This window comes from Listeria grandensis FSL F6-0971 (genome assembly GCF_000525835.1).
In the GTDB taxonomy this organism is placed as follows: Bacteria; Bacillota; Bacilli; order Lactobacillales; family Listeriaceae; genus Listeria_A; species Listeria_A grandensis.
Genome location: NZ_AODD01000011.1, coordinates 37,292 through 59,967, shown reverse-complemented (window position 1 = coordinate 59,967; position 22,676 = coordinate 37,292). Strand labels below are relative to the sequence as shown.

At 43.3% G+C, this 22,676-nt stretch carries 25 protein-coding genes and 1 pseudogene; 21 read left to right on the top strand and 5 right to left on the bottom strand.

What is annotated here, in order from left to right; all coding sequences use genetic code 11:
* The first annotated feature begins 59 nt into the window (after window positions 1–59).
* The 5 genes from rlmD to PGRAN_RS07990 all read left to right on the top strand — a co-directional run bounded on the left by rlmD (window position 60) and on the right by PGRAN_RS07990 (window position 4,638).
* Window positions 60–1,454, top strand: a complete 1,395-nt coding sequence (rlmD, locus tag PGRAN_RS08010) for a 23S rRNA (uracil(1939)-C(5))-methyltransferase RlmD (RefSeq protein WP_051998510.1) — start codon at window positions 60–62, stop codon at window positions 1,452–1,454.
* 149 nt (window positions 1,455–1,603) lie between these two features.
* On the top strand, window positions 1,604–1,957 hold the full coding sequence (locus tag PGRAN_RS08005; RefSeq protein WP_036066343.1) for a hypothetical protein: 354 nt from the start codon (window positions 1,604–1,606) through the stop codon (window positions 1,955–1,957).
* A gap of 4 nt (window positions 1,958–1,961) precedes the next feature.
* On the top strand, window positions 1,962–2,249 hold the full coding sequence (locus tag PGRAN_RS08000) for a hypothetical protein (protein ID WP_036066342.1): 288 nt from the start codon (window positions 1,962–1,964) through the stop codon (window positions 2,247–2,249).
* Window positions 2,250–2,375: 126 nt separating this feature from the next.
* The gene (locus PGRAN_RS07995; RefSeq protein WP_036066340.1) at window positions 2,376–3,281 is read left to right on the top strand and encodes an acetamidase/formamidase family protein; all 906 of its coding nucleotides are present in this window, start codon (window positions 2,376–2,378) and stop codon (window positions 3,279–3,281) included.
* Between the two features lies 1 nt (window position 3,282).
* Window positions 3,283–4,638 (top strand): APC family permease, encoded by a 1,356-nt coding sequence (locus PGRAN_RS07990; RefSeq protein WP_036066339.1) that lies wholly within the window; start codon window positions 3,283–3,285, stop codon window positions 4,636–4,638.
* Window positions 4,639–4,661: 23 nt separating this feature from the next.
* Here PGRAN_RS07990 and PGRAN_RS07985 read toward each other — a convergent pair.
* Window positions 4,662–6,114 (bottom strand): annotated as a pseudogene (locus tag PGRAN_RS07985) (sodium:solute symporter family protein).
* On the bottom strand, window positions 6,111–6,323 hold the full coding sequence (locus PGRAN_RS07980) for a DUF3311 domain-containing protein (protein ID WP_221644848.1): 213 nt from the start codon (window positions 6,321–6,323) through the stop codon (window positions 6,111–6,113). Before PGRAN_RS07980 ends, PGRAN_RS07985 begins: the two are co-directional and overlap by 4 nt.
* Window positions 6,324–6,454: 131 nt before the next feature.
* On the opposite strand from PGRAN_RS07980, the gene PGRAN_RS07975 reads away from it, so the two are divergent.
* The gene (locus tag PGRAN_RS07975) at window positions 6,455–7,015 is read left to right on the top strand and encodes a hypothetical protein (protein WP_036066337.1); all 561 of its coding nucleotides are present in this window, start codon (window positions 6,455–6,457) and stop codon (window positions 7,013–7,015) included.
* A 129-nt stretch (window positions 7,016–7,144) separates the two neighbouring features.
* On the opposite strand, the gene PGRAN_RS07970 is transcribed toward PGRAN_RS07975, so the two are convergent.
* A complete protein-coding gene (locus PGRAN_RS07970; RefSeq protein WP_036066335.1) occupies window positions 7,145–7,471 on the bottom strand; it encodes a DUF898 family protein in 327 nt (108 codons plus the stop codon).
* A 126-nt stretch (window positions 7,472–7,597) separates the two neighbouring features.
* Between PGRAN_RS07970 and PGRAN_RS07965 the strand changes: the two genes are divergently transcribed.
* The 14 genes from PGRAN_RS07965 (at window position 7,598) to PGRAN_RS07905 (ending at window position 19,609) form a co-directional block, all read left to right on the top strand.
* Window positions 7,598–8,074 (top strand): hypothetical protein, encoded by a 477-nt coding sequence (locus tag PGRAN_RS07965; protein WP_036066333.1) that lies wholly within the window; start codon window positions 7,598–7,600, stop codon window positions 8,072–8,074.
* Window positions 8,075–8,149: 75 nt separating this feature from the next.
* Window positions 8,150–8,575 (top strand): Ohr family peroxiredoxin, encoded by a 426-nt coding sequence (locus PGRAN_RS07960; protein ID WP_036066332.1) that lies wholly within the window; start codon window positions 8,150–8,152, stop codon window positions 8,573–8,575.
* Window positions 8,576–8,742: 167 nt separating this feature from the next.
* On the top strand, window positions 8,743–9,510 hold the full coding sequence (locus PGRAN_RS07955; RefSeq protein WP_036066330.1) for an ABC transporter ATP-binding protein: 768 nt from the start codon (window positions 8,743–8,745) through the stop codon (window positions 9,508–9,510).
* A complete protein-coding gene (locus PGRAN_RS16275; protein ID WP_051998509.1) occupies window positions 9,497–9,751 on the top strand; it encodes a hypothetical protein in 255 nt (84 codons plus the stop codon). Before PGRAN_RS07955 ends, PGRAN_RS16275 begins: the two co-directional genes overlap by 14 nt.
* Window positions 9,714–11,474, top strand: a complete 1,761-nt coding sequence (locus PGRAN_RS07950) for an FtsX-like permease family protein (protein ID WP_077914632.1) — start codon at window positions 9,714–9,716, stop codon at window positions 11,472–11,474. Before PGRAN_RS16275 ends, PGRAN_RS07950 begins: the two co-directional genes overlap by 38 nt.
* A gap of 57 nt (window positions 11,475–11,531) precedes the next feature.
* Window positions 11,532–12,209, top strand: a complete 678-nt coding sequence (locus PGRAN_RS07945; RefSeq protein ID WP_036066329.1) for a response regulator transcription factor — start codon at window positions 11,532–11,534, stop codon at window positions 12,207–12,209.
* 13 nt (window positions 12,210–12,222) lie between these two features.
* Window positions 12,223–13,101: an NAD-dependent epimerase/dehydratase family protein gene (locus PGRAN_RS07940; RefSeq protein WP_036066328.1), complete on the top strand. Its 879-nt coding sequence runs from the start codon at window positions 12,223–12,225 to the stop codon at window positions 13,099–13,101.
* Window positions 13,102–13,302: 201 nt separating this feature from the next.
* Window positions 13,303–13,773: a hypothetical protein gene (locus PGRAN_RS07935; protein ID WP_241433315.1), complete on the top strand. Its 471-nt coding sequence runs from the start codon at window positions 13,303–13,305 to the stop codon at window positions 13,771–13,773.
* Between the two features lie 38 nt (window positions 13,774–13,811).
* Window positions 13,812–15,542 carry an adenine deaminase gene (ade, locus tag PGRAN_RS07930; RefSeq protein WP_036066327.1) on the top strand — a complete coding sequence of 577 codons (1,731 nt, stop codon included), beginning with the start codon at window positions 13,812–13,814 and terminating at the stop codon, window positions 15,540–15,542.
* Window position 15,543: 1 nt separating this feature from the next.
* The gene (locus PGRAN_RS07925) at window positions 15,544–16,587 is read left to right on the top strand and encodes a sensor histidine kinase (RefSeq protein WP_036066326.1); all 1,044 of its coding nucleotides are present in this window, start codon (window positions 15,544–15,546) and stop codon (window positions 16,585–16,587) included.
* Between the two features lie 6 nt (window positions 16,588–16,593).
* Window positions 16,594–17,697, top strand: coding sequence for an iron-containing alcohol dehydrogenase family protein (locus PGRAN_RS07920; RefSeq protein ID WP_036066325.1), 1,104 nt, complete (start codon window positions 16,594–16,596; stop codon window positions 17,695–17,697).
* Window positions 17,698–17,699: 2 nt separating this feature from the next.
* The gene (locus PGRAN_RS07915; protein ID WP_036066324.1) at window positions 17,700–18,197 is read left to right on the top strand and encodes a GNAT family N-acetyltransferase; all 498 of its coding nucleotides are present in this window, start codon (window positions 17,700–17,702) and stop codon (window positions 18,195–18,197) included.
* Between the two features lie 18 nt (window positions 18,198–18,215).
* Window positions 18,216–18,872 carry a DNA alkylation repair protein gene (locus PGRAN_RS07910; RefSeq protein ID WP_036066323.1) on the top strand — a complete coding sequence of 219 codons (657 nt, stop codon included), beginning with the start codon at window positions 18,216–18,218 and terminating at the stop codon, window positions 18,870–18,872.
* 275 nt (window positions 18,873–19,147) lie between these two features.
* Window positions 19,148–19,609 (top strand): VanZ family protein, encoded by a 462-nt coding sequence (locus PGRAN_RS07905; protein WP_051998507.1) that lies wholly within the window; start codon window positions 19,148–19,150, stop codon window positions 19,607–19,609.
* Window positions 19,610–20,260: 651 nt separating this feature from the next.
* Here PGRAN_RS07905 and PGRAN_RS07900 read toward each other — a convergent pair.
* Together PGRAN_RS07900 and PGRAN_RS07895 are read right to left on the bottom strand one after the other, a co-directional pair.
* Window positions 20,261–20,650 carry an RloB domain-containing protein gene (locus PGRAN_RS07900; protein WP_036066321.1) on the bottom strand — a complete coding sequence of 130 codons (390 nt, stop codon included), beginning with the start codon at window positions 20,648–20,650 and terminating at the stop codon, window positions 20,261–20,263.
* Window positions 20,651–21,988, bottom strand: coding sequence for an AAA family ATPase (locus PGRAN_RS07895; RefSeq protein ID WP_036066319.1), 1,338 nt, complete (start codon window positions 21,986–21,988; stop codon window positions 20,651–20,653).
* Window positions 21,989–22,221: 233 nt separating this feature from the next.
* On the opposite strand from PGRAN_RS07895, the gene PGRAN_RS07890 reads away from it, so the two are divergent.
* Window positions 22,222–22,668, top strand: coding sequence for a hypothetical protein (locus tag PGRAN_RS07890; RefSeq protein WP_036066318.1), 447 nt, complete (start codon window positions 22,222–22,224; stop codon window positions 22,666–22,668).
* Window positions 22,669–22,676: the final 8 nt, after the last annotated feature.

Here is a 22,676-nt window from a genome sequence, read left to right as displayed (position 1 = left end):
TGCGCTTATCCTTTTTTTTGTTATAATAAAGAGTCGAGAAAAGAGAGGGAGGGCTATTAATGGGGGCTCCAGTGAGTAAGAATGAGTGCATGGATGTAGTTTTTGAGGATTTAACGCATGATGGCAATGCCGTCGCTAAAATAAATGGCTATCCGATTTTCGTGCCACAAGGTTTGCCAGAAGAGATGGCGCGGATTAAGGTTATTAAAACGAATAAGAACTACGGATTTGGCAAAATTATCGAGTTGACGAAGGAAAGTGTGGATCGGGTGACGCCGCCTTGCGTTGTTTATGCACAGTGTGGCGGTTGTCAGTTGCAGCATTTGAGCTATGATGGGCAATTGCGCATGAAGCAAAAACAGGTGGCGCAAGTGATGAAGCGGATTGGGAAGCAGGATGTAGAGGTATTGCCGACACTTGGAATGGCGGAGCCTTGGCGATACCGAAATAAGGCACAAGTGCCAGTCGGGTTTGTCAATGGAAAGCTAGTCGCTGGCTTCTATCAACAACGATCGCATCAGATTATTGATATGGATACGTGTCTGATTCAACAGGAACAAAATGATGAAGCGATTCAGCTAGCGCGCGCGATTTTTGCGAAGTATCATATGGAGCCGTACGATGAAACAACCAGAAAAGGTGTGTTACGGCATCTGATGACGCGATTTGCGACGACGACGGAGGAATTGATGCTGGTCATCGTTACAACGAAGCCGAATTTTCCAAATAAGGAACAGATTGTTGCGGAGTTGCAGCACGCGATTCCAGGCTTAACATCGCTAGTTCAGAATGTGAATGCGGCGAATACGAATGTTATATTTGGTGATCGGACGCTGGTTCTTGCTGGCCGCGAATACATTATGGATACGATTCACGGTATTTCTTTTGCGATTTCCGCGAGGTCTTTTTATCAAGTGAATCCCGTGCAGACGGAAATCTTATATGCCGAAGCGTTGAAATTGGCGGGGCTGACAGGCAGGGAGACGGTTATTGATGCCTATTGCGGCATTGGATCAATCTCGCTTTGTTTGGCGAAAGAAGCGAAGCATGTGTACGGAGTTGAGATTGTGCCGCAAGCAATTGAAGATGCACGAGCGAATGCTAAATTGAACGAGATGGATAATGTGACGTTTGAGGTTGGGAAGGCGGAAGAGGTTATTCCAGCATGGTTTAAAGACGGCGTGAAGGCTGACGTGCTTGTTGTTGACCCACCGCGTAAAGGTTGCGATGAGGCGCTGCTCCAGACGATCTTGAAAATGAAGCCTGAGCGTGTCGTGTATGTGTCCTGCAACCCATCCACATTGGCACGAGATATGTTCGTGTTAACCGAGGGCGGATATGAGGCAAAAGTGGTACAACCGGTAGATATGTTCCCTCACACGACGCATGTGGAGTGTGTGACGGTACTACAACTAGCAAATCCTAATTTGCAGCATGTCAGACACGATTCCTAGGGGAGTGGGGGACAATATCGGATTTAGAATTTGTCTCCTTCTTTTCTTTGCAAGGTCTGGAGATTGATACAACTGGCATTAGAAACATGCTATAATATAGGGGATCGTTCGTTTAGAAGTGCGGTCACACGCAAAGGAGGAGTTATGATATGAAAAAGCTATTTGATGAAACGCACGAACATGAATCCGAGTTCTATCGCACGGTTTGGTATGGTTATGTGGAAGGTGACTTAGATGAAGCGCTTTTGGAGACGATTGTGTCTACTGTTCAAAGTGATCTTGCACAAAAGCTAGAGAACCCTTCAACAGCAACGCATTGGGTGTTCTATAGTGGGACAACGAATAAAGATGCGATTGATGATGCTGTTCGATCTTCACTGATGATTCGTGAATGGAACGGGAACTTTGTCACAAACTATAATATGAGCGATTTTGAATTTGTGACAGCGTTAGATAGGATAAATGACTATAGAGGGAAGCTAGAACAACGATTAAACGCGTAAAGGGATGGATTTTGTGATCACGATTAGCCAGCTTTTTTGGTTCGTGCTCGTAGCGCTTATTTCGCATGTTTTTGATTTTATACCGAAAAATAAAGGACGAAATTGGATTACCATCTTGGTGTTGTTATTGCGGATATACTGGTCGATTTTCTGGTTGGGAATAGGTGTACAGGCAACGCTTATTCTTGTTGCTTTTGAAATGATCACGGTGTTTATTGCTGCAATTTATACGGCAACAACTGGAGACGCGCGAGTGAATTATAAAATCAGCGAGTACTTTTCAAAAAAATAGAAGGACGAGATGCCATACGAGTATGTATGGTGTTTTTTTAGGATTCTAAATTGTCAAAAATCTACATTGACAAATGCGCCGTTTAGCTATAAGATAAATGCATCCAAAAAGAAAGGGTGAGGCAAAATGGTACATATTATAAAAAAAGGCGCGCCGATTTATGCCATGGATAAAAGGAATAAACCAGTGGCAACTGCAAAAGACGGAGATCGGCTTATTTTTGAGGCGTATGATTGTTTTGAGGATCAGATCACAGATGAAGCTGGTGCTTTTGAGAAGCTGGACTGGAATCGGATTAATCCGGCGACTGGGCCTGTTTTTGTGGAGGGCGCTGAGGTTGGTGATATTTTAGCGGTCACGATTGAGAAATTGGATATTGGGGATACAGCGACATTATTCACAGGTCCTGATGCTGGCGTGATGGGTGATGAGCTAACAGAAAATACAATTCGTCGTCTTCCTATCAAAAACGGAGCGATTAAATTTTCAGAAAAAATTGATTTGCCACTGAATAAGATGATTGGTGTGATTGGTACAGCGCCAGCAGGCGAGCCGGTTTCGTGTGGAACGCCCGATGCTCATGGTGGAAACATGGACTGCAAGGAAATAGGGGAGGGAACGACATTGTTTCTACCGGTGAACGTAGCTGGAGCCTTACTTGCGATGGGGGATTGTCACGCTGCAATGGGCGACGGGGAAGTCTCGGTTTGTGGAGCGGAAGTGCCATGTGATATCACCGTTACGATTAACGTTTTCAAAAATAAAGATTGGCCAACGCCGTTTTTAGTTCGTGATGGGAAGTTAAGTACGATTGCATCTGCAAAAACGTTAGATACAGCAAGCGTTATGGCAACGAAGCAAATGGTTCATTTTGTGGAGCGCTATACGGATTTGACAAAAGGTGAGGCGATTCATTTATTGTCGCTAACAGGTGATTTACGGGTGTGCCAAATTGTTGATCCAAATAAAACGGCACGGATGGAATTACCACTCACATACCTTACAAAATGGAGCACAGAGGAGCTGAATTAACATGGGTCAACCAGAAAAAGGGAGTTTGGAGTCATTTGGCTACAAACAAGAATTAAAGAGAACATTAACACTGAAGGATTTAGTCATTTACGGACTTATATTTATGGTTCCGATTGCTCCGTTTGGGATTTACGGGGAAGTGGTAACAGCATCGAAGGGAATGATCGTACTCACATATATGATTGGTATGGTCGCGATGCTGTTTACGGCGCTGAGTTACGGATCGATGTCACGGGCGTTTCCAATCGCAGGATCGGTATATGCTTATGCCCAGCGCGGAATTAACAAAACAGTCGGATTTTTAGCTGGTTGGATGATTTTGTTAGACTATGTCTTTGTGCCCGCTTTGCTTTATGTTGTGTCAGCAAACTCGTTAAAAGCGATTGTTCCTGATGTGCCAGTTTGGATTTGGCTCGTTATTTTCATTCTCGTGAACAGTTGGATTAACATTCGAGGTATTGCCTTTACGGCGCGCGCGAATATCATCTTCCTTGTCGGTGAATTGATCGTGTTGGCGATTTTTATTGCAGTTGGTGTCGTTGCGATTTCCAATGGCGTTGGTGATGGCGTGACGATCAAACCGATTTATAATGCGGTCGATTTCAATTTACCATTCGTGATGACGGCGGTTTCGGTGGCGGTGCTTAGTTTCCTAGGATTTGATGGCATTAGTACGCTGGCCGAGGAGACGAAAGGTGGAAATAAAACGGTCGGCAAAGCGATTTTATGGGCGCTGATGCTGGTCGGTTTCTTGTTCATTATTCAAACGTATATTGCCGCGTTGATTCATCCGGATTATCTAAACTTTGACAATATCGATACAGCTTTTTATCAAATTGCAGGTGAAGCTGGTGGTCCGTTCTTGAAAAATATAACGATCATCGCGACGATTCTTTCGTGGGGATTTGCCAATGCGCTCGCAGCTCAAGCGGCTATTTCACGAATTCTGTTCGGGATGGCCCGTGATCAAAACTTACCGCAGTTCCTTGCAAAAGTCCATCCGCGCTTTCAGACACCGTATTTGAGCACGCTCATGGTTGGCTTTGTATCGCTTGTTGTAGGGCTTGTGTTCGTGAACGATATCGGGATTTTGTCATCGATCGTAAATTGCGGTGCGTTAACGGCGTTCCTAGTCATACACGTTTCGGTCGTTTACCATTACATCATTAAAATGAAATCGAAAAATTATTTGCTACATCTTGTCGTACCAGTGATTGGATTCTTGATTATTCTGTACGTGATGATTAATTTAGATAATTTGGCGAAGATTATTGGGATTTCATGGCTTGCAGTCGGGGTTGTATATTATGTGATCCTACGCTTGACAAGAAGAAAAACGACGATTGATATGGATTGAAAATAAAAACTCAGACGCCTTTTTTAGGCCGCCTGAGTTTTTTTGCGTGTGATGAAACTGATGATGAATGTCACGATTATATTTGCGATTAATGGTAAGAAGCCGATATTGATATCGCTAATTGCAGTTGGAACGCCGGGTAGTAGCGTTGCGAGTGTCATACTATAGTTACTGATGAAAATCGTGATTAATATACCGACAACGATACCAGCCAGCGCGCCTTGTTTTGTGACAGGGTTGCGCTTCATCAAGCTGGCAAATAGGGATGGGCATAGTTGAACGATCAAGCTATAGCCGACTTGTAAAATCGCTGCGAGTGCATTTCCGCCTTGAAAAACGAACAAGCAGGAAATAATCGCGAGGATTGGGACGAAAAACTTAGAAAGATTCGCAATTTTTTGTTCTGGGGTGTCTGGCTTATAGCTGTAAATAATGTTTTTCGTCAGCAGTGTGGCTGCGCTCATGAGGAGCATCGAGCCGGGAACAAGGGCAGTTAGCATTCCTGCTGCGCCAATAATGCCAACGAACCATGGATCAAACGTCTTCATTGCGAGTTGCAAAAGCGCGAGATCGCTTGCGTCGCCTTCTAAGCCTGGAATTTGTAAAACAGCGGCAAGTCCAATAAAAATCACGAATAGGAGCATCAACGTGTAAATAGGGCTAATAATCGCGTTTTTACGGAAGGTCTTGGCGTTTTTCGCGGTGAATGTCGAGGCGAAAACTTGCGGCCACATGTAGAAGCCCAACACGTAAAATAGGACGGTGGAGATGAACCAGGTAACGGTGTATGTCGTGTGTGGAAATGTGAGTAGCTCTGGTTTTACCGCGGCGATTTGTTCGAACATCTGCCCGATGCCGCCATAATAATGAATGGGTAGGTAGATTCCCATAAAGACGATGACCGCGAGAATCATGAAATCTTTTAGAACGGCAATCCATGCAATGCCGCGAATCCCAGAAATAACGGAATAAATAATGATAGCGATGGTGCCAACCACGACGGCAACTTTCATCGGGATCGCGCCGTAAGATGTAAGTGAAACGATGATGCCGAGTCCTTTTAATTGGATGACAACGATTGGAATAATCGCGATCACACCAACGAGAGCCACCACAACACCGAGCAAGTTACTATCGTACTTTTTAGCGAAAAAGTCAGATTGGGAAACGAGACGATGTTCGTGCGCGTACTTCCAGATGAGTGGCAATAGGAAATAGGATGTAACGTAGGATAACGCGATATAGACCATGACGTAGACGGCGGATATTCCTTTGGAGTAGGCCCAACCGCTTCCGCCGAGAAAGGAGAAGGTGGTGTAGACTTCGCCTGCTGTGAGCAAGAATACGAAAACGGTATTGAAACTTCGTCCACCGACTGCCCAGTTCTCAAGGTTCATTTTTTTGCTTTTGACGGGCGCGAATTCCGATAGCTAACGTCAGCAGGAAAAAGGCGGTTAAGATGATGAGTGCGGTCATTGTTTTTCCTCCTTATTTTGCTTATCGAAATGGTAAACAATGGCTAGGATGCAAGTGGAGAGTAAGATGCCCGCAGCAACCCAGAATAAATTGAATGGCATGCCGAGTACCATTGGATGAATACGATTTGCGAAAGGCATTCCGGCCAATATAAATATAAATGGAACGATAAGCAACAGCTTGACCATGACAATCCCTCTTTTCTTCATTCGAAAGCTGCTTTCATCTTACAACACTGGGCAGTTTTTTTCAATCGGGAAAGAGCTTTTGTTTTCAAGTGAGGTTTGGTAGAATAGATTTGTGCATACAATCACAAATTTAAAGAAAAGGAGATAAACGAATGGCTATTGACATGTATTTTGATAATCAAGAAGTTGGACCGGATCGTAAGACGAGTCACCCACATTTTGTGTCACATTTTAAATCGGATTTTTATTTGGATTGTTCGGATGAGGAAGCTCCATTTGGAAGTGAGGAAGGTGCGGATACACTCGCGGCTTTGGAGGCGTTTTTTCAAGACAAGGCAGTAGAAGGGATTAGTTTGTCTAATTTTCCTCGACATATCGTGGAGGAGCAGTGGGACATGACGTATTTTCCACCGAAAGATATGGATGAGGTCTCGCTGGCGAAGCTTGTGGCGGATAGTGAGGAGGCTGTCTGGTTGTCGGATCAAGTCGTTTTGGCAACAGCATTTGGACAGATAAAGATTACGGGGTATATTATTCCGGAGCTACGGGATATGGCGCATGATGCACTGGGTCGGATGAAAGCGATGAATGATTTGCGGGGACGCGAGGATGAATTCGGGTATTATGACAAAATGTTATATGATTTGATGACGTTTGAGAAGACCTATATATCGGTGTTACCAGATTTTTGGTGTAAAAGGTGCCAAATGTAGCATAGCAATTGCTCAGTAAATAGGCAGGCTTAAAAAATCAACGAGCCTTATTCGTTTACGAGAAACAGTCGAGGTTTAAGAAGCCCTGTCTCTTTGTTATCCAACTAGAGATGGGCTTCCTATTTTTAATTAGCTTGCAAATGTTGTATTTCGTGCTTTCCAATCTTCTAGTTTAATAAACACCCAGAAGGAATAGATACCAAGCGTAATGATAATCAGTAGTAGCCATTTAATCCAATTTCCGAATAGGCCAAATGCGGATCCATGGAATTGCATGCGACGGCCTTCAATCACGGTATGGTTTATTTTCCAACCATAAATCATTGTCAGCGCCCACGGATAACAAATGCCTGCTGTTAATACGGTCACAAGAATTCCTAAAATACTCCAACCGATAAATTGTAATAAGCCACCATCAAAAAATGAAGTTCTGCCGTTTTTCATTTCATTAGTCATTGTTGAACCACCTTTCATTTGTTTCATTGTACCTTGAAAAATAATATATTGTCGAGAATGACCTATCTTTCTGCTTTTATTCAAGGTACAATAAAGGTAAGTCTAAATTTAAATGAGGTTTTTATAGTGACAGAAAATTTTGCAGAAAAGATTGAAAATGGTGAAAAGGCGCAGTTTAAAGTGAATCCGACGCTCGTGATTTCGAGTAGTTTGCTTTGGATTGCAATTGGGATATTGCTTTATGTTATGTTTGATCATATTAAAGCGGTTAATGGGACGGAAAAACTGATTTTATTGATTTTTATTGGATTTGTTGTGATCCGGCCATTATTCCGCTTGCTTAATTTGTCGCCAACATTGGAACTTTCCGCGGAGGGGATCGCTTATCGGGGGGACTTCCAAACTTGGGATAATATTGTAGAAGTGAAAATTACGGAACCTTCTTTCAAGCTTTTTTCACAAGGTCGGATGTTGGTGTATACAAAGATTAAGGATCAGCGCGAAATGGCGTGGGACATCGTGGCGGCGGATGTCAATTTACCGCTGGCTGATTTGGAAGAGCTGATGGCAGAATGTATGGAGCGTTATCAGACCGGAGATTAATGTTTTTAACTACTCTTTAAGGGAATAAAAGAAGGATAGCGAACTAGAAAAAATCTTTTTAAGGAGGTTATTTCTGTGGGAAAAACATTTTTTACGACGAGTGCAACGGGCGTTGGTGGTCGGACTGGAACGGTGAGTTCTAATGATAGTGATTTATCGTTTAAGCTGAGTCGACCGAAGTCTTTTAACGGTGAAGGTGGCAGTGGTACAAATCCAGAAGAATTGTTTGCGCTCGGCTATGCGGGCTGTTTTGGTAGCGCGTTTCAATCGGTGGCACGCAAAGAGAAGTCGGATGCGAAGGCTGCGATTACGGTTGCAGTTTCTATGAATGAGGATGATGCGCTTGGCGGCTACAAGCTTAGCATTGCCATTTTGGCAGAGGTTGCTGATGTCGGCCGTGATGAAGCGGAAAAAATAGTAGCATTAGCGCACGAAATGTGTCCGTATTCGAAGGCGACTCGTGATAATGTGAAGGTAACGCTTGATGTGAAAATAAAATAGTAATGCATAAGTGGGACGCGTTGCATTTTTTTGATGGTTTTTGAACTGTTAAGAAAATGCAACGGGTCTCCTTTTTGTTTTTCTAGGTCTCAAGGTCAGGTGGGCAGGCGCAGGCTTTTAGTGTACAATGGATGCAGTAGAGTGTTTTGGAGCGGAGGAATGGATAGATGAGTGTTATTTTAAAGGCAAAGAATGTGAGAAAAGTTTATGGCTCGAAAAGTACGCTGTTTCCTGCGCTAAATAGTGTGAGTTTAGAGGTACATAAGGGTGAATTTGTTGGTGTAATGGGGCCGAGTGGTGCTGGGAAATCCACATTATTGAATGTACTTTCGACGATTGATAAGGCAACGTCGGGAAGCATTGAGATCGATGGGAAACCATTTGAAGATATGCGAGCGAAGGAGATGGCGGTTTTCAGGCGGGATAAGTTAGGCTTTATTTTTCAGGATTATAATTTATTGGATACGATGACGATTAAGGATAACATCGCATTGCCATTATCGCTTTCTAAGGTGAAAACGGCGGATGTGGAGGCTCGTGTGGGGGAGGTTATGCGGCAGTTTGGGATTCTAGAGCTTGCAGATAAATACCCAAGTCAGATATCGGGCGGCCAGAAGCAACGCACGGCGGTGAGTCGGGCAATGGTTACCAATCCGGCATTGATTTTCGCAGATGAGCCGACGGGGGCGCTTGATTCGAAAGCGGCGACGAACCTGTTGGAGAGCTTGGTTCAAGCGCGCGAGGCACGGAATGCGACGATTATGATGGTAACGCATGACGCTTTTGCGGCGAGTTTTTGTGAGCGGATTTTATTTATCAAGGATGGGGAGTTGTTTACGGAAATATATCGCGGGACGGCGACTAGAAAACAGTTTTTTCAGAAGATTTTAGATGTGCTAGCAATGCTTGGTGGTGGAATGAATGACTCTATTTAAAATTGCTTTTACAAATGTTCGCAAAAATTTTGGCCAGTTTTCGATGTATTTAGGATCGCTGATTTTGAGTGTGTTGATTTATTTTACGTTCGTATCACTGGCTTATAATAAGAGTATTGGAACCATCTTTAAGAAATGGGAACTTGGTGCGCAAGGTGTCTTTTTAGCGGCTTCGATTGTGATTATTTTATTTGTAGCCTTTTTTGTTTTTTTATTCGAGCAATTATTTTACGCGAAGTAGGAAGCGAGAGCTGGGGCTCTATTCGTTGCTCGGTTTGCGCAAGGGGCAGATTGGACGCATTATTTTTTATGAGAATTTGATGATGCATGTGATGGCCGTGGTTTCGGGAATTCTGATTGGTATCTTTTTTTCGAAGTTCTTTTCGATGTTGCTGTTTCGAATTATGGACTTATCGATTCCAAGTGGCTTTACCTTTTCATGGTCAGCGATTGGTTCGACGATTTTCGTTTTTGGGATTATTTTGATCGTGACATCGGCAAATAGCTATTGGATCGTGTATCGGCATAATATGATTGAGTTGTTTAAAGCAGATGTACGGGAGAAGAATCCAGCGAAGGGTTCGCTTACGTTATCAATTATCGGAGTGCTTTTAATTGGATTTTGTTATTTTTTAGCGACTAGATCGGTCGAAAATTCAATGTTTTGGTCGAGTAATACTTTTTTTTGGTCGATGTTGTTTGTGTTGTTTGGTGTGATTTTAGGGACATGGTTGTTACTGCGATTCCTGTTTCCGTATGTTGTTTATAAACTGTTTTTGCGCAAGTCGTTTTTCTATCGTGGTACGAATATTTTGACGGTGACGTGGTTGCGTTATCGTATGAAGAAGACGGCGGGGACATTGACGATGATTGCTGTGTTAAGCGCGACGACATTGACGATTATCGGGACGCTTAGTTCTTTTTATACAAACATTATTTCGTTTGCGGAGAGTTCGAATCCGAATAGTTATCAGACGAGTTGGAGTACGCAGACGGAGCGAAATGAGATTTATGCGGCGATTCGTGATAGCAAGACGAATGCGCTGATTTACCATGAAGAGGCTGATGTATATACGGCAGAAGTGATCGACGAAGTAGATGAGAGCAATTCGTATTTGGAGCAAGGGATGGCTCGTTTCTCGGTGATTTCGATGTCGGATTATAATCGCTTGGCGCAAAAGCTGGGTGATAATTGGAAGCAAATAAAGAAGTTGGACAGGGATCAGGCGATTTTCATATCCCCCACGGATGCCTTTGAAAATAGTAACCGAAAGTATGCGTGGATGAAGGGACCGTATAAGCTCGCTTTTAAGAATAATTCGAGACATTACAAGGTGAAAATTATGGATGTGTATGATCATACCATTTTTAATACGGATATGGTCTCGTCGGTGCTTGTTGTTAATGATGCGCTTTATAAGGAAGTAGCACAAAAAACGATGCCGAATCATATTGATATTTTTCAGATAACGAATGAGGATAAGGCGGAGGCGCTTGATCAAAAAATCAAAAATGTGGTCGGAGGGTCAAATTATTGGTGGAACAAGAACATGTCGAGTTTTTATTCCAACTATCACATGCTTAGCACGCTTTTTGGTGTGTTGCTTTATATTGGTATGTTTATGGGCATCGTGTTTTTTGCGGCGACAGGAAGTATTATTTATTTCAAGCAGATCACGGAGGCGGTGGACGAGAAACCGCGCTTTGCTGTGTTGCAGAAAATGGGGATGAGCGAGAAGGAAGTACGCCGCGTCGTTGCCAAACAAGTATTACCTGTGTTTTTGATTCCACTTATTTTAGGGATTTCTCATAGCATTGCGGCAATGATTGGGCTAACGGTGAACTTGATGTATAGTGTAGGCGTGCCGGTGATGATTAGTACGACAGTTTACACGCTATTTTTCATTGTTTATTATTTGGTTTGTGTGTCTACCTATACAAAGATGGTGACGAACGAGGACTAACGATTGAATGGAGGCGTCATTTTCTGTACAATGGGGATGAGGCAAGGAGGTATGGAGATGGTAAAGGTATATATAGTAGAAGATGATATCGTCATTCGTGATACAATTCAAAAACATTTATCAAAATGGGGTTTTGAGGTCAAGGTAGTGGCTGACTATAACAATATTTTAAATGAGTTCTTAGAGGCGGAACCACAGTTGGTCATTTTGGATGTGAACTTGCCGTATTTCGATGGGTTTTATTGGTGTAATCAGATTCGTGAGGTTTCGAATGTACCGATTATTTTCTTGTCGTCGCGGGATTCACGTATGGATCAGATTATGGGGATGAATATGGGTGCGGATTATTATATTGAAAAACCGGTGGATCTCGATGTGTTAATGGCACGGATTAATGCGCTGATTCGTCGTACATATTCGTATGCGGATCTCGAGGAGCCGAATGTGATGGAGCATAAGAATGTTTTTTTGCACATTGATACGAATACACTCACCTATTTGGATGAAAAAATAGATCTGACGAAAAATGAGTTTTTGATTTTGTATGAATTGTTGAAGCAAAAAGGTCGGATTGTGAGTCGCGACGAGATTATGCGCGTGCTTTGGGAAGATGAGAGTTTTGTGGATGATAATACGCTCACGGTGAACGTGGTTCGAATTCGTAAAAAACTGACGGAAATCGGTTTGGCAGACTTTATTACGACTAAAAAAGGTCAGGGATACATGATCGAATAAGGGAGTGTTTGGTTTGAAAATTCTAGTTTTTGGTGGAACGCGATTTTTTGGAAAGAAATTGGTGGAGAGGTTGGTACGTGACGGGCATGATGTGACGATTGCGACGCGTGGTAAAACGGCAGATGATTTTGGCGATACCGTGAAGCGCGTGGTAATGAAACGAGAATCACGAGAAAATCTGTTTTGTTTGGCGCAGGAAAAATGGGATGTTATCTATGATAATATTTGTTTTTCGCCACAAGATGCGTTGAATACCGTCGCGGCTTTCCGTGATAAGGTCGGGAAATATGTGTATACGTCATCGCTTTCGGTGTATCGGATGCGAGATCGGGCATTGGCAGAGGCTGATTTTGATCCATTTCATTATGAGATTGTGACTGGAACGCGTGAGGATTTTGATTATGGAGAAGGGAAGCGTTTGGCAGAGGCTGTTTATTTTCAAAAGGCGGATTTTCCTGTTGTGGCGGTGCGCTTTCCGATTGTGCTGGGTGAGGATGATTATACGGGGCGCTTAGAGTTTCATATCGATCATGTGCTGGCGGGTGAGGAGATTGGTATGCCAAATCAGGATGCGGAAATTGGTTTTATTTCTTCGGATGAGGCGGCGGATTTTCTGAATTGGGTCGGTACGAGGTCGGATTTGGTCGGACCGGTGAACGCGGCGAGTGATTCCGTGTACAGGTTAGAAGAACTCATGGCGTTGATTGAAACGGCGGCGGGAAAAGAGGCGCTGGTGGAAGAAAATACGGACGACAATGACGATTCTCCGTTCGGCATCGAAAAAACGTATTATTTGGATAACACGAAGGCAAAAAAGGCTGGCTTTGTTTTTCAGGATTTAAGAACGTGGTTGCCGAAACTGATTAGATTTGGAATAGTGAAAAGGAATTAAGCAGTCATGCGTCAACTGCGATTGGTGACATAAGCATTAGTACATGAAAAGAAATGGCCTAACTCGTCAAAGTTGGATGGTCATTTCTTTTTGTCATTTTGCTGGTTGATAATGAGAATAACGAATAGCGATGAGGAGTAGTTGTTTTTATTTTTCGCCTTTCGCGGGGGATTTTAGTGTATAATGGAGCAGTGAAGCAAAATGAGAAAAGGATGTGACGAAGGAATGCTTTCCTTTGAAGAAAAGAAGAAAATTATCGATGAATATACAGAACTCGCGGCGCACCCCGTTTCGATGGGACGGATTAATTATCATTTCCCTGAAAGTGTACGTGAAAAAAGAATAGCTGTGAATCATTTACATCCGAATGGGAATGCGTTTGTTTATGCGCCTTATTTGGATGAGGCAGATAAGAATGGCTTTGTGAATATTCGTGAAGCGACTGAAAGTGAGATTAGAGAGTTAGTATCTGGTTCTATCGCATTTTTAAGTACGGATGGGGACGAGTTTGAAGAGGGTTACGAAGAAGCGTTTCGTGATGCGTACCGGACGGTTGTCATTTTACGCTATGAGAATAAGATGTGGGCGATTTATTCAGATGATCATTTGGAGGCCATTTTTCCTACGCGTGAAGCGGCGGATGGTTACTTGGCGGACGAAGGTTTTCAGTGATTGAAAGTTAATTTTTGCGTGAAGGAGGTAAGGTGTGGATGCGAAAGGTGAAGCAGTTACAGGAACGCGTGGCAGTAAGTGATTTGCGTGCTGCGGCAGATGTGATTATTAAGAATGGTCGGATTGTGAACGTGTTCTCTGGTGAGATTATGGAGGGGGACGTCGCGATTAAGAGTGGTTACATTGTTGGCATTGGTGAGTTTAGTGAGGCTGCGGAAATTATTGATGCAAGAAGGCAGTTTATTGTGCCGGGCTTTATCGATGCGCATGTCCACGTCGAAAGTGCGATGGTTCCACCTTCTGAGTTTGCGCGCGTATTGCTGCCAAACGGCGTGACGACGATTGTAACGGATCCTCATGAGATTGCGAATGTGGCAGGCGTAAAAGGGATCGAATTTATGCTAGATGATGCGGCAAAAACACCACTTGACATGTATGTGATGCTACCTTCTTCTGTTCCTGCGACACCGTTTGAACATAATGGTGCGACACTCACAGCAAGTGATTTGCGTGCGCTTTACCAACATGAAAAAGTGATTGGACTCGCAGAAGTGATGGATTTCCCGTCCGTTGCGAGCGGACAATCCGACATTTTGCAAAAGATTGTGGATGCAGAGAAGCACGGTGGCCGGATTGATGGGCATGGCGCTGGACTTTCCAAGGCGGACTTGAACAATTATTTGGCGGTCGGGATTCGGACGGATCATGAGAGCACGACAGCGGTTGAGGCGTTGGATCGTTTGCGTGCTGGTATGTATGTGATGCTTCGTGAAGGAACGGTTGGGCGCGATATGATTCATACGTTGCCTGCTGTGAATCCGAAGAATAGTCATCGTTTTTGCTTTTGCACGGATGATAAATTGATCGATGATTTGCTTGAGGAAGGATCGATTAATTACAATGTGCGGCTTGCGATCGCGAATGATATTGATCCTGTGATGGCGATTCAGATGGCAACAATCAATGCGGCAACGTGTCATAAGTTATCGCATATCGGTGCTGTTGCAGCGGGTTATCAAGCCGATATTTTATTTTTACGTGATTTGGAAACCGTGACGATTACAAAAGTAATGAAGCGTGGACAGGTGGTCGTGGAGGATGGCTTGCGGGATGAGGCGCTGTTTAAGAAAGCAGTGGGTTCTTTTGAATCACCGGCGATCAGACATTCGCTAAAGCGGGAAGATTTGAAGCTAGCAATGATGGGCAACATGGCAAACATTATCGGAATGCAGCCGAATAGTCTGTTTACGGAACATTTGGTGGAGTCGGTGACGGTACAAGATGGCGAATTTCAATCCGCAACAGAAAACGATCAGTTGAAGATGGTTGTCGTTGAACGGCATAAAGGTACGGGGTGCGTTGGTGTTGGGATTGTGAAAGGTTTTGGTATCCAGCATGGTGCAATTGCAACGACGGTGGCGCATGATTCACATAATATCGTTGCTGTCGGCGAATCGGATGAGGATATCTTGCTTGCCATCGCGCGTATTACAGAAATCGGTGGCGGTATCGCGGTCGTAAATAATGGCAAAGTCGCGTCCGAACTGGCATTACCGATCGCAGGCCTTTTGAGTGAAGCGCCGTATGAAGACATTCAGCAACAGCTGGATCATCTCAATGATGCCTTCCGTGGAGTTAGTACGAAGCAAGGTTTTGATCCATTTTTGACGCTATCCTTTTTGACATTGCCGGTGATTCCGAACCTGAAATTGACGGATCAAGGTTTGTTTGATTTTAATGCGTTTGGATTTATCGAAGTGGAGGTGTAAGATGACTTGGTGGAGCTATGTGCGCGATAAGAAATTTTTCTTGTTGTTTTTTGTGGTCGTGATGTTTTTTATTGGCATTTTGCTTGCGGTAGACCCGAATAGTCAGTTGACATTGGGCAATATTATTTACTTGTATGTATTTATGCTACTCTTTTTGATTGCGTATTTGGTGCTTGGTTATTCATTCAAGCGGACGTATTGGAACGCGATGCAGAAGTTGGTGGAGGGCGAGATTGAAGAGAATATTATCGAGTTATTGCCAAAACCACGAACACGTGAGCAGGCGTTTTTCAATGAGTTGATGCGTAAAAAGCACTTGGAGGAGCAACGCGAAATCACGAAATTGCGAGATAAGCAGCAGGAATATCATGATTTTATCTTGTATTGGGTGCATGAGGTGAAGACACCAATTGTGGCGAGCAAGATGTTGATTAATAATCCGGATTTGAATGACCCGACAACGATTTATCGCGGGGTGGAGGCTGAGCTTGATTCGATTGATCGCTTGGTGATGCAGGCGCTTTATTATTCGCGTCTCGACACGTTTGCAAAAGATTATTTCATTCAAGAACTGGCGCTTGGCCCGGTGATTCGTGACTGTGTGAAACGCCATTCGAAGCTCTTTATTTCGAAAAAAATGAAGCTTGATTTGGCAGAAATTAAGATCGAGGTTCGTAGTGATAGCAAGTGGCTTGGTTTTATTTTGGATCAGGTGATGACGAATGCACTGAAATACACCGATGCGGGTGGTGAAATCAAGATTTGGTGCGAGATAAGTGAGTCTGGTAGCAAAACGGAGCTACATATTCGAGATAATGGTATCGGTATTAAGGAAGAGGATTTACCGCGCGTATTTGAGCAAGGCTTTACGGGTATGATTGGACGAACAGAGAAGAAAGCTACCGGAATGGGACTTTATTTAGCCCGTCAAATGTCTGGGAAGTTGGGGCATAAGATTGAGATATCGTCTGAGGATGGCGTTGGCACCGAGATCGTGATGACCTTCCAGCAAAAAGAAGACTACTTATTAATAGCAAAGGATTGAGGGCTTTTGGAGAAAAATTTGATTGTTCGCGGTGCGCCGCAAGAATTTGAATGCAAAATCGGGGCTTGGCAAGCGTTAGGTGAGCATTTAGAGCGTCGCCAGATCCGTCGTGTTTTGGTGGTTCATGGTGATGCTTCATGGGTGAAAGCAAAACGATTTTTCCCAGAGCTTACGGGTGTGGATGTGACGTTTGAGGCGTATCGCGGGGCGTGTACTTTTGAAGAGCGTGACCGGGTATCGGTGATTGCTAAGACGGTCGGTGCTGAAGCGATTATCGGCGTTGGTGGCGGGAAGGTCGCGGATTTAGTGAAGGCGATCGCGGCACATGCGACGCTTGCAGTCGTTATTTTGCCAACGCTTGCGGCGACATGTGCTGCTTGGACGCCACTCAGCGTGATGTATGACGCGCGTGGTGAGATGTTGCAATATGATGTTTTTGCGCGGAGTAATGCACTGGTGTTACTTGATCCTGAGGTGATTCTGGACTCGCCAATCGAACTGATGATTGCCGGAATTGGTGACACACTCGCGAAATGGTATGAGGCGAACGTGATTATTTCACAGCTTGCGGAACGTTCCGTGGAGATCGAGATTTCACATTATACGGCAAAACTTTGTCGGGATATCTTGCTTGCGGCTAGCGAGGAAGCGCTTGATTCGATGCGTGATGGCAAGCTAAGTGAGGCGTTCGTGAAGGTGGTCGAGACGAATATTATGGTGGGCGGTATGGTCGGTGGATTCGGTGACGATTATGGCCGGACCTCAGGTGCGCATTCCATTCATGACGCACTCACGGTTTTGGACGCGACACATCATATATTGCATGGAAATAAGGTCGCGTATGGTGTTTTTGTTCAACTGATGATGGAAGGCCGCTGTGATGAGATCGCGAGCCTGATTCCTTTTTATGAAAAATTAGGGTTGCCGACTTGTTTGCATGATATGGGATTGTCTGATTTGTCTGATTCTGCACTGGGACGAGTCGCTACGCGAGCGACAGCACCAGATGAGACGATTCATTTGATGCCAGGCGTAATAACAGCACACACGGTTCTGGGTGCGATCAAAGATCTAGAAGCATTTATAGTAAAAACGCGAGCGGAGGTCTAGAAATGACGGTAACGATAGAGGTAGCGAAAAAAGAGGATAGAAAGGCCATTCGTGAGGTTTTAGAAGCCAGTTTTCCGACGATCGCGGAGGCTGATTTAGTAGATGCCATCACGGCGTCCAAAGAGTATTTACCGGACCTTGCCCTTGTTGCGCGAGTTCGTGAGGAAGTGGTTGGTTTTAGTTTGCTAAGTGAGTGTTTCGTGGGCAACGAGGTTATCCTTGTTCTTGCGCCAGTTGCTGTAAAACCAGAATGGCAATCGCGCGGTGTTGGTAAACAGTTGATGGAAGCTGGGATCACCAAGGCAAAAGACACGAATTACCGCTGTATCAGTGTTTTGGGACATGAGACATATTATCCGCGGTTTGGTTTTAAGCTAGCGAAAGACTACCAAATCACGGCGCCGTTTGACGTTCCAGATGTGAATTTTATGGTGTATCCGCTCAGGAAAGAGATGCCATCAGGAGTTGTACGTTATCCAGCGAGTTTTGATGTTGTCTGATAGAGGATTTGTATAAAAATGGATAGTAAAACAAACCGCTCTTCAAAAGCAGAAAGTATTTTAGCTCAGATTGACAATCAAACAAAGCTAGGTGATTTACGAAAAATCGCGAAGGACATAAAAAAAGATCATGAGCTAGCGATGGAACTTTGGTCAAGTGAAGCCCTTTTGCCGAGATTATTAGCCATCTTAATTATGGACAAAAAACTTCTCACGCAAGATATTTTAAATAAACTAGATAAAGCTATGCAGACGCACCCTTTCGATGAGCGAAATAATTTAATGGACTGGTTAATGGCGAATCAGCTCGCCAAAGATAAGAGAACAATCGTGTTGATGGAGTCATGGGAGAACAGTTCTTCTGCTCTTCAAAGGCGAACATTTTGGTATTATCAAGCACGGCTTAGATGGACGGGACAAACACCGCCGGATAACACGGAAGACTTGCTATCGGCATTGGAAACTACTATCATGCAGGAAGAGCCAGAAGTAAAATGGGCGATGAATTTTCTGGCTGGTTGGATAGGCGTTTATGATGAAGCGAATCGCGCACGCTGCATGAAATTAGGCGAGAAAACGGGACTGTATAAGGATGAAGTAGTGTCAAAAGGATGTACGCCTAACTATTTGCCGGAGTTTATTACGATGGAAGTTAATAAACGGCAGAATAAATAGGTTCGGCTACGCAAGGTAAGGGCGGAGCAAGTGTGACAGCTACACATCAATATTATGTGGGTAGTTCTTCATCTGATTTTTGTATTAAAGCTGAGAAAATAAGTACTAATTACACTACCAAAGGTGTAGGAACTATTAAAAATAAATAAGGTGGTTTTAGGCTATGTTAACTGCGAAAGATATACTTCTTATTGCACCCATTATTTATTTATTTTTTCTTATTTCAATGGATTAGGAAAAAAGAATCCATCGAGAAGATAGTTTTTAAATCGTTTATGTTTATTTATTTAACAGGTGTTGTTGGATATACTATGTTTCCAATTATGGCAAATAGCATGTTGATTGAAGATACACGTGCACTTAGAGAAGGTGTATCCGGTATTAATGTTGTCCCTTTTGCAACTATTTGGGAAATCTATATTTATAGTGGAGATATGGATGTAAGCCAAGGGATTTTTCAAGTAGTGGCTAATGCTATTATGTTTATACCCTTAGGCTGTTTGTATCCACTTTGCTCAAAATATAAAGTTGGTTGGAAAAGAATGTTTTTGATAGTTATTACATTATCGATGTCTATAGAATTATTGCAGCTGCTACAAAATATTCTTTACCAATCTGCTTTCAAATATGTAGATATAGATGATTTGATATGGAATGTGAGTGGTGGGATGATTGGTTATGGGTTATTTAGGCTCTGTAAACCGATATTTCAAAAGCTTAATGTTTATCATTTTTGATATAATTAAAGTCCAGTGAAATGGGGACTGTCATGCACCCCCTAAAGTTGGAATTAAAAAATCTAACTTTGGAGCGTTTAAGGCTTTATGTAAAATGTTGGGATGGAATAGCCCATGCTTTCTTTAGCCTACAGAAATAGCAAAATCTTTAATAAAATGTTGCGTGAGTATCTTGGCATGTTTTTTTTAGATTCAGAGTATCAAATAAATAGATTAATGGATCCTGAATCAGTAAAAGATTTTTGGTTACGAGTAGATGATTACTAAATAAATTAGATTTGACCACTTTTGGTGGACTCTTTCGCATAGGAGCAGTTTTATGCGAAAGAGTTTTTTTTTGTCACCGAGTAATCAATTGCTATATCTAACTTTATAAGGTTTCTTATCATCGACTCAAATTCTGCAATTCCTTCACCAGCAAATCCACATACGTGAAGGTTTCGCGGGCAATAAAGTAGTCGAGCAGGGCTTCGTCGGTGAAATTTGGGAGTTCTGTTACATAGCGTTTTTGGTCGCGCGAGGCACCGGACAGGATGATGCGCCGGGATTTTTTTGCGTTGGCGCTGGCTGATCGTAAATTGCTGTAGAGTCGTCCGCGTTCTTTGATGTACCAGCGCTCTTTTTTTGTGTAGTCTCGGGCGACGGTTTTGTTTAGGGTGGCTTGGGAGATGAAGGCTTGGTGTAGACGCCGTGATACATGCAAAGCCAGACTTCGAAGCTACGGCCAGAGACGAATAGTTGGGCGTTTTCTCCGAGGGCGGCGAGATTGCGAATTTTTTTCTTGACGTATCGGAGGTTGGAACGGTCTTCTGTGAAATCTAGATCGGTTACTATGAAAAATTTATCATCGGGATGGGCGCTGAATTTCAGCGCTTTTTTGAATTTGGTTTCTTGGGCGTGTGTGTAGATTTTTAATTGATAATTTTTCAGTCGGCGCTGGAAAAGTAGTTTGAAATAGTGGGCCTCGCAGCTGTTTGGTTTGATGCCACCGCTGTCTTCGGGGATGAAGAGGTGGATGATTTTGCGAATTTCGCGGCTCATTTAAAACACCTCCGGAACGGCTCCAAAACGACCGTCTAAATATAGATTCATCCAATTGTGGTTGTTATAGGTTATTTCATGGAATTCCGCCAAGCTAAACACGTCACTCGCCTGTGTATTGCGATCTTTTTGGACAAAAATGACTTGTTCTTTGGCAAAGCGATCGGGATTTAGCAGGAGCGGATTATGTGTGGCAATAATGAATTGGGCTTTTTTGTCGTTGTCTTGATGCACGAATTTGTTCAGTAGTCCTTCCTGGATTTTCGTATGGTATTTGTTATCGAATTCGTCGGTTAGGAATAAGGTCTCGTTCTGCAAAGCATCAAACAGGCGGATCGAACTTTCTAAAAATTTCTTCGTGCCATCGGATTCCATGCTGACGCTCAGCGGATAACTGACATCATCAACTATATGCGAGGTGTTAATTTCAAAGCGGCGGTTCTTCTTGGTGGTTTCGATTAATTGCGCTTTTACTTCATTGGAAAAAGTCGCCTGTTCGATGGATTCCACTAAGTTATCGGTCATATCGGTGACGGAAAAATCATGAATCGCAAAGTCAAAATCGTATAATGTTGCTAGTATTTGCTCTTTGAATGCCTTGTCGTGATCGATCTGTTTGGCGAATGCTTCTAATGAATCGCCTTCTAATTGTTCGCTTAAAAAGCCTTTTGTCACTTGATGGGCAAGGCATTCGACAACTTGATAGGCGGTCGTGCTAGTTTCTTTTTCGAAAAATTCTTTGTTGATGTCATGGATCAGCATGGCGAGTATGGATTTATAGGTGATGTTTTCTTGTTCGATTTTGTTGCACATGGTTTTTATTTGGGCGTTTTTCTCGTTAATTCGTCCTTTTAGGCGTCCGAAAACGGTGATTGGCTTGGATAATGTTGTTTTGAGTATTTTTTGGTAGGTTAGGGATTCTTCTTGTATTTCAAATGTGTAGGCGTCGATCGAGAGGGAATAGGTGTATTTGATGTCTAGGCCTTCTTGGATATTTGTTTCTATGAAGGAGATGGAAAAGGTGCTGATTCTGTTTTGTCGTGCGGAGAATTGGAAGGGGCTAGGCGTTATTTGAAAATCTGCTTTTTCGGTATAGGTGTGGCTTTTGGCTATGAGTTGGCGAAGGAACGTGAAGGCATACAGCAGGTTCGTTTTACCTGAAGCATTGGCGCCGTAAATAATAGCACCGTTTAAGATGCTTCTTTTTTTATTGTTATCGTAGTAGGAATAAAGCGTGTTTTGTTGGAAGGTTTCGGCTGTGCTGTAAGGTTGATCGAGCGATAAACTGATTTTGTCTTGAAATGAGAAAAAGTTGGTGAGGCTTATTTCGGAAAACATGAGATTCAACTCCTCGTTATTTTGCTTTATTATAGCATGGTTGAGGTTATTTATTCCAAGACGGAGAGTTGTGCATTTTTTGCGGTTGTATATATTTGAAGTTGGTTAGGCTAGCATGAGTCATAATTTCGCTCGAAATTGTGACGGAAAACCGACAATTTCCAGATGCTCCTAAAATCGTCCTGTTTTTATGGTATACTGGCCAAGATTGTGGAAAATAGGAGGGTTTATCGATGCAGGAATTGTTAAAAAATAAGAGGTTATGGGTCTTAATCGCCCTGTTCGTTGTGCTTATTGTTATTTTACTGATAGCGCTTCAACAGTGTTCGAAAGAGGCGGATAAGACGCAACCGGTGAAAGTGGCGCAGGATTTTAAGGAGGATTATGCGAAATGGTCGGATTTGAAGTTGAACTGGGACATTTGTCAATCGGCTTATTTGGCGGAGTTGCGGGAGATGGAGACGGGTTTTCGGGCGGTTTATGTGAAAGCCAAGAAGCCGGATGTTTGGGACGGATTGTCGGAGGCGGATCGGAAAATTTATTCGGCTTATGGGGATGTTGGAACGGAGCTGAAAGTCATGAATGATGCGATTGAGGCGCGGGACTATAAGAAGGCGCAGCGGGTCTTGACGGGGATTTTGGAGATAGAGAAGAACGTGAAGAAGGAAATGACATTATAAAGGGAGAC

Bases quoted from the DNA above. Each gene is read 5' to 3' on its own strand.
- rlmD (WP_051998510.1), top strand. From the start codon at position 60: ATGGGGGCTCCAGTGAGTAAGAATGAGTGCATGGATGTAGTTTTTGAG.
- PGRAN_RS08005 (WP_036066343.1), top strand. From the start codon at position 1,604: ATGAAAAAGCTATTTGATGAAACGCACGAACATGAATCCGAGTTCTAT.
- PGRAN_RS08000 (WP_036066342.1), top strand. From the start codon at position 1,962: ATGGATTTTGTGATCACGATTAGCCAGCTTTTTTGGTTCGTGCTCGTA.
- PGRAN_RS07995 (WP_036066340.1), top strand. From the start codon at position 2,376: ATGGTACATATTATAAAAAAAGGCGCGCCGATTTATGCCATGGATAAA.
- PGRAN_RS07990 (WP_036066339.1), top strand. From the start codon at position 3,283: ATGGGTCAACCAGAAAAAGGGAGTTTGGAGTCATTTGGCTACAAACAA.
- PGRAN_RS07980 (WP_221644848.1), bottom strand. From the start codon at position 6,323: ATGAAGAAAAGAGGGATTGTCATGGTCAAGCTGTTGCTTATCGTTCCA.
- PGRAN_RS07975 (WP_036066337.1), top strand. From the start codon at position 6,455: ATGGCTATTGACATGTATTTTGATAATCAAGAAGTTGGACCGGATCGT.
- PGRAN_RS07970 (WP_036066335.1), bottom strand. From the start codon at position 7,471: ATGACTAATGAAATGAAAAACGGCAGAACTTCATTTTTTGATGGTGGC.
- PGRAN_RS07955 (WP_036066330.1), top strand. From the start codon at position 8,743: ATGAGTGTTATTTTAAAGGCAAAGAATGTGAGAAAAGTTTATGGCTCG.
- PGRAN_RS16275 (WP_051998509.1), top strand. From the start codon at position 9,497: ATGACTCTATTTAAAATTGCTTTTACAAATGTTCGCAAAAATTTTGGC.
- PGRAN_RS07945 (WP_036066329.1), top strand. From the start codon at position 11,532: ATGGTAAAGGTATATATAGTAGAAGATGATATCGTCATTCGTGATACA.
- PGRAN_RS07935 (WP_241433315.1), top strand. From the start codon at position 13,303: ATGAGAAAAGGATGTGACGAAGGAATGCTTTCCTTTGAAGAAAAGAAG.
- ade (WP_036066327.1), top strand. From the start codon at position 13,812: ATGCGAAAGGTGAAGCAGTTACAGGAACGCGTGGCAGTAAGTGATTTG.
- PGRAN_RS07925 (WP_036066326.1), top strand. From the start codon at position 15,544: ATGACTTGGTGGAGCTATGTGCGCGATAAGAAATTTTTCTTGTTGTTT.
- PGRAN_RS07915 (WP_036066324.1), top strand. From the start codon at position 17,700: ATGACGGTAACGATAGAGGTAGCGAAAAAAGAGGATAGAAAGGCCATT.
- PGRAN_RS07910 (WP_036066323.1), top strand. From the start codon at position 18,216: ATGGATAGTAAAACAAACCGCTCTTCAAAAGCAGAAAGTATTTTAGCT.
- PGRAN_RS07905 (WP_051998507.1), top strand. From the start codon at position 19,148: ATGTTTATTTATTTAACAGGTGTTGTTGGATATACTATGTTTCCAATT.
- PGRAN_RS07900 (WP_036066321.1), bottom strand. From the start codon at position 20,650: ATGAGCCGCGAAATTCGCAAAATCATCCACCTCTTCATCCCCGAAGAC.
- PGRAN_RS07895 (WP_036066319.1), bottom strand. From the start codon at position 21,988: ATGTTTTCCGAAATAAGCCTCACCAACTTTTTCTCATTTCAAGACAAA.
- PGRAN_RS07890 (WP_036066318.1), top strand. From the start codon at position 22,222: ATGCAGGAATTGTTAAAAAATAAGAGGTTATGGGTCTTAATCGCCCTG.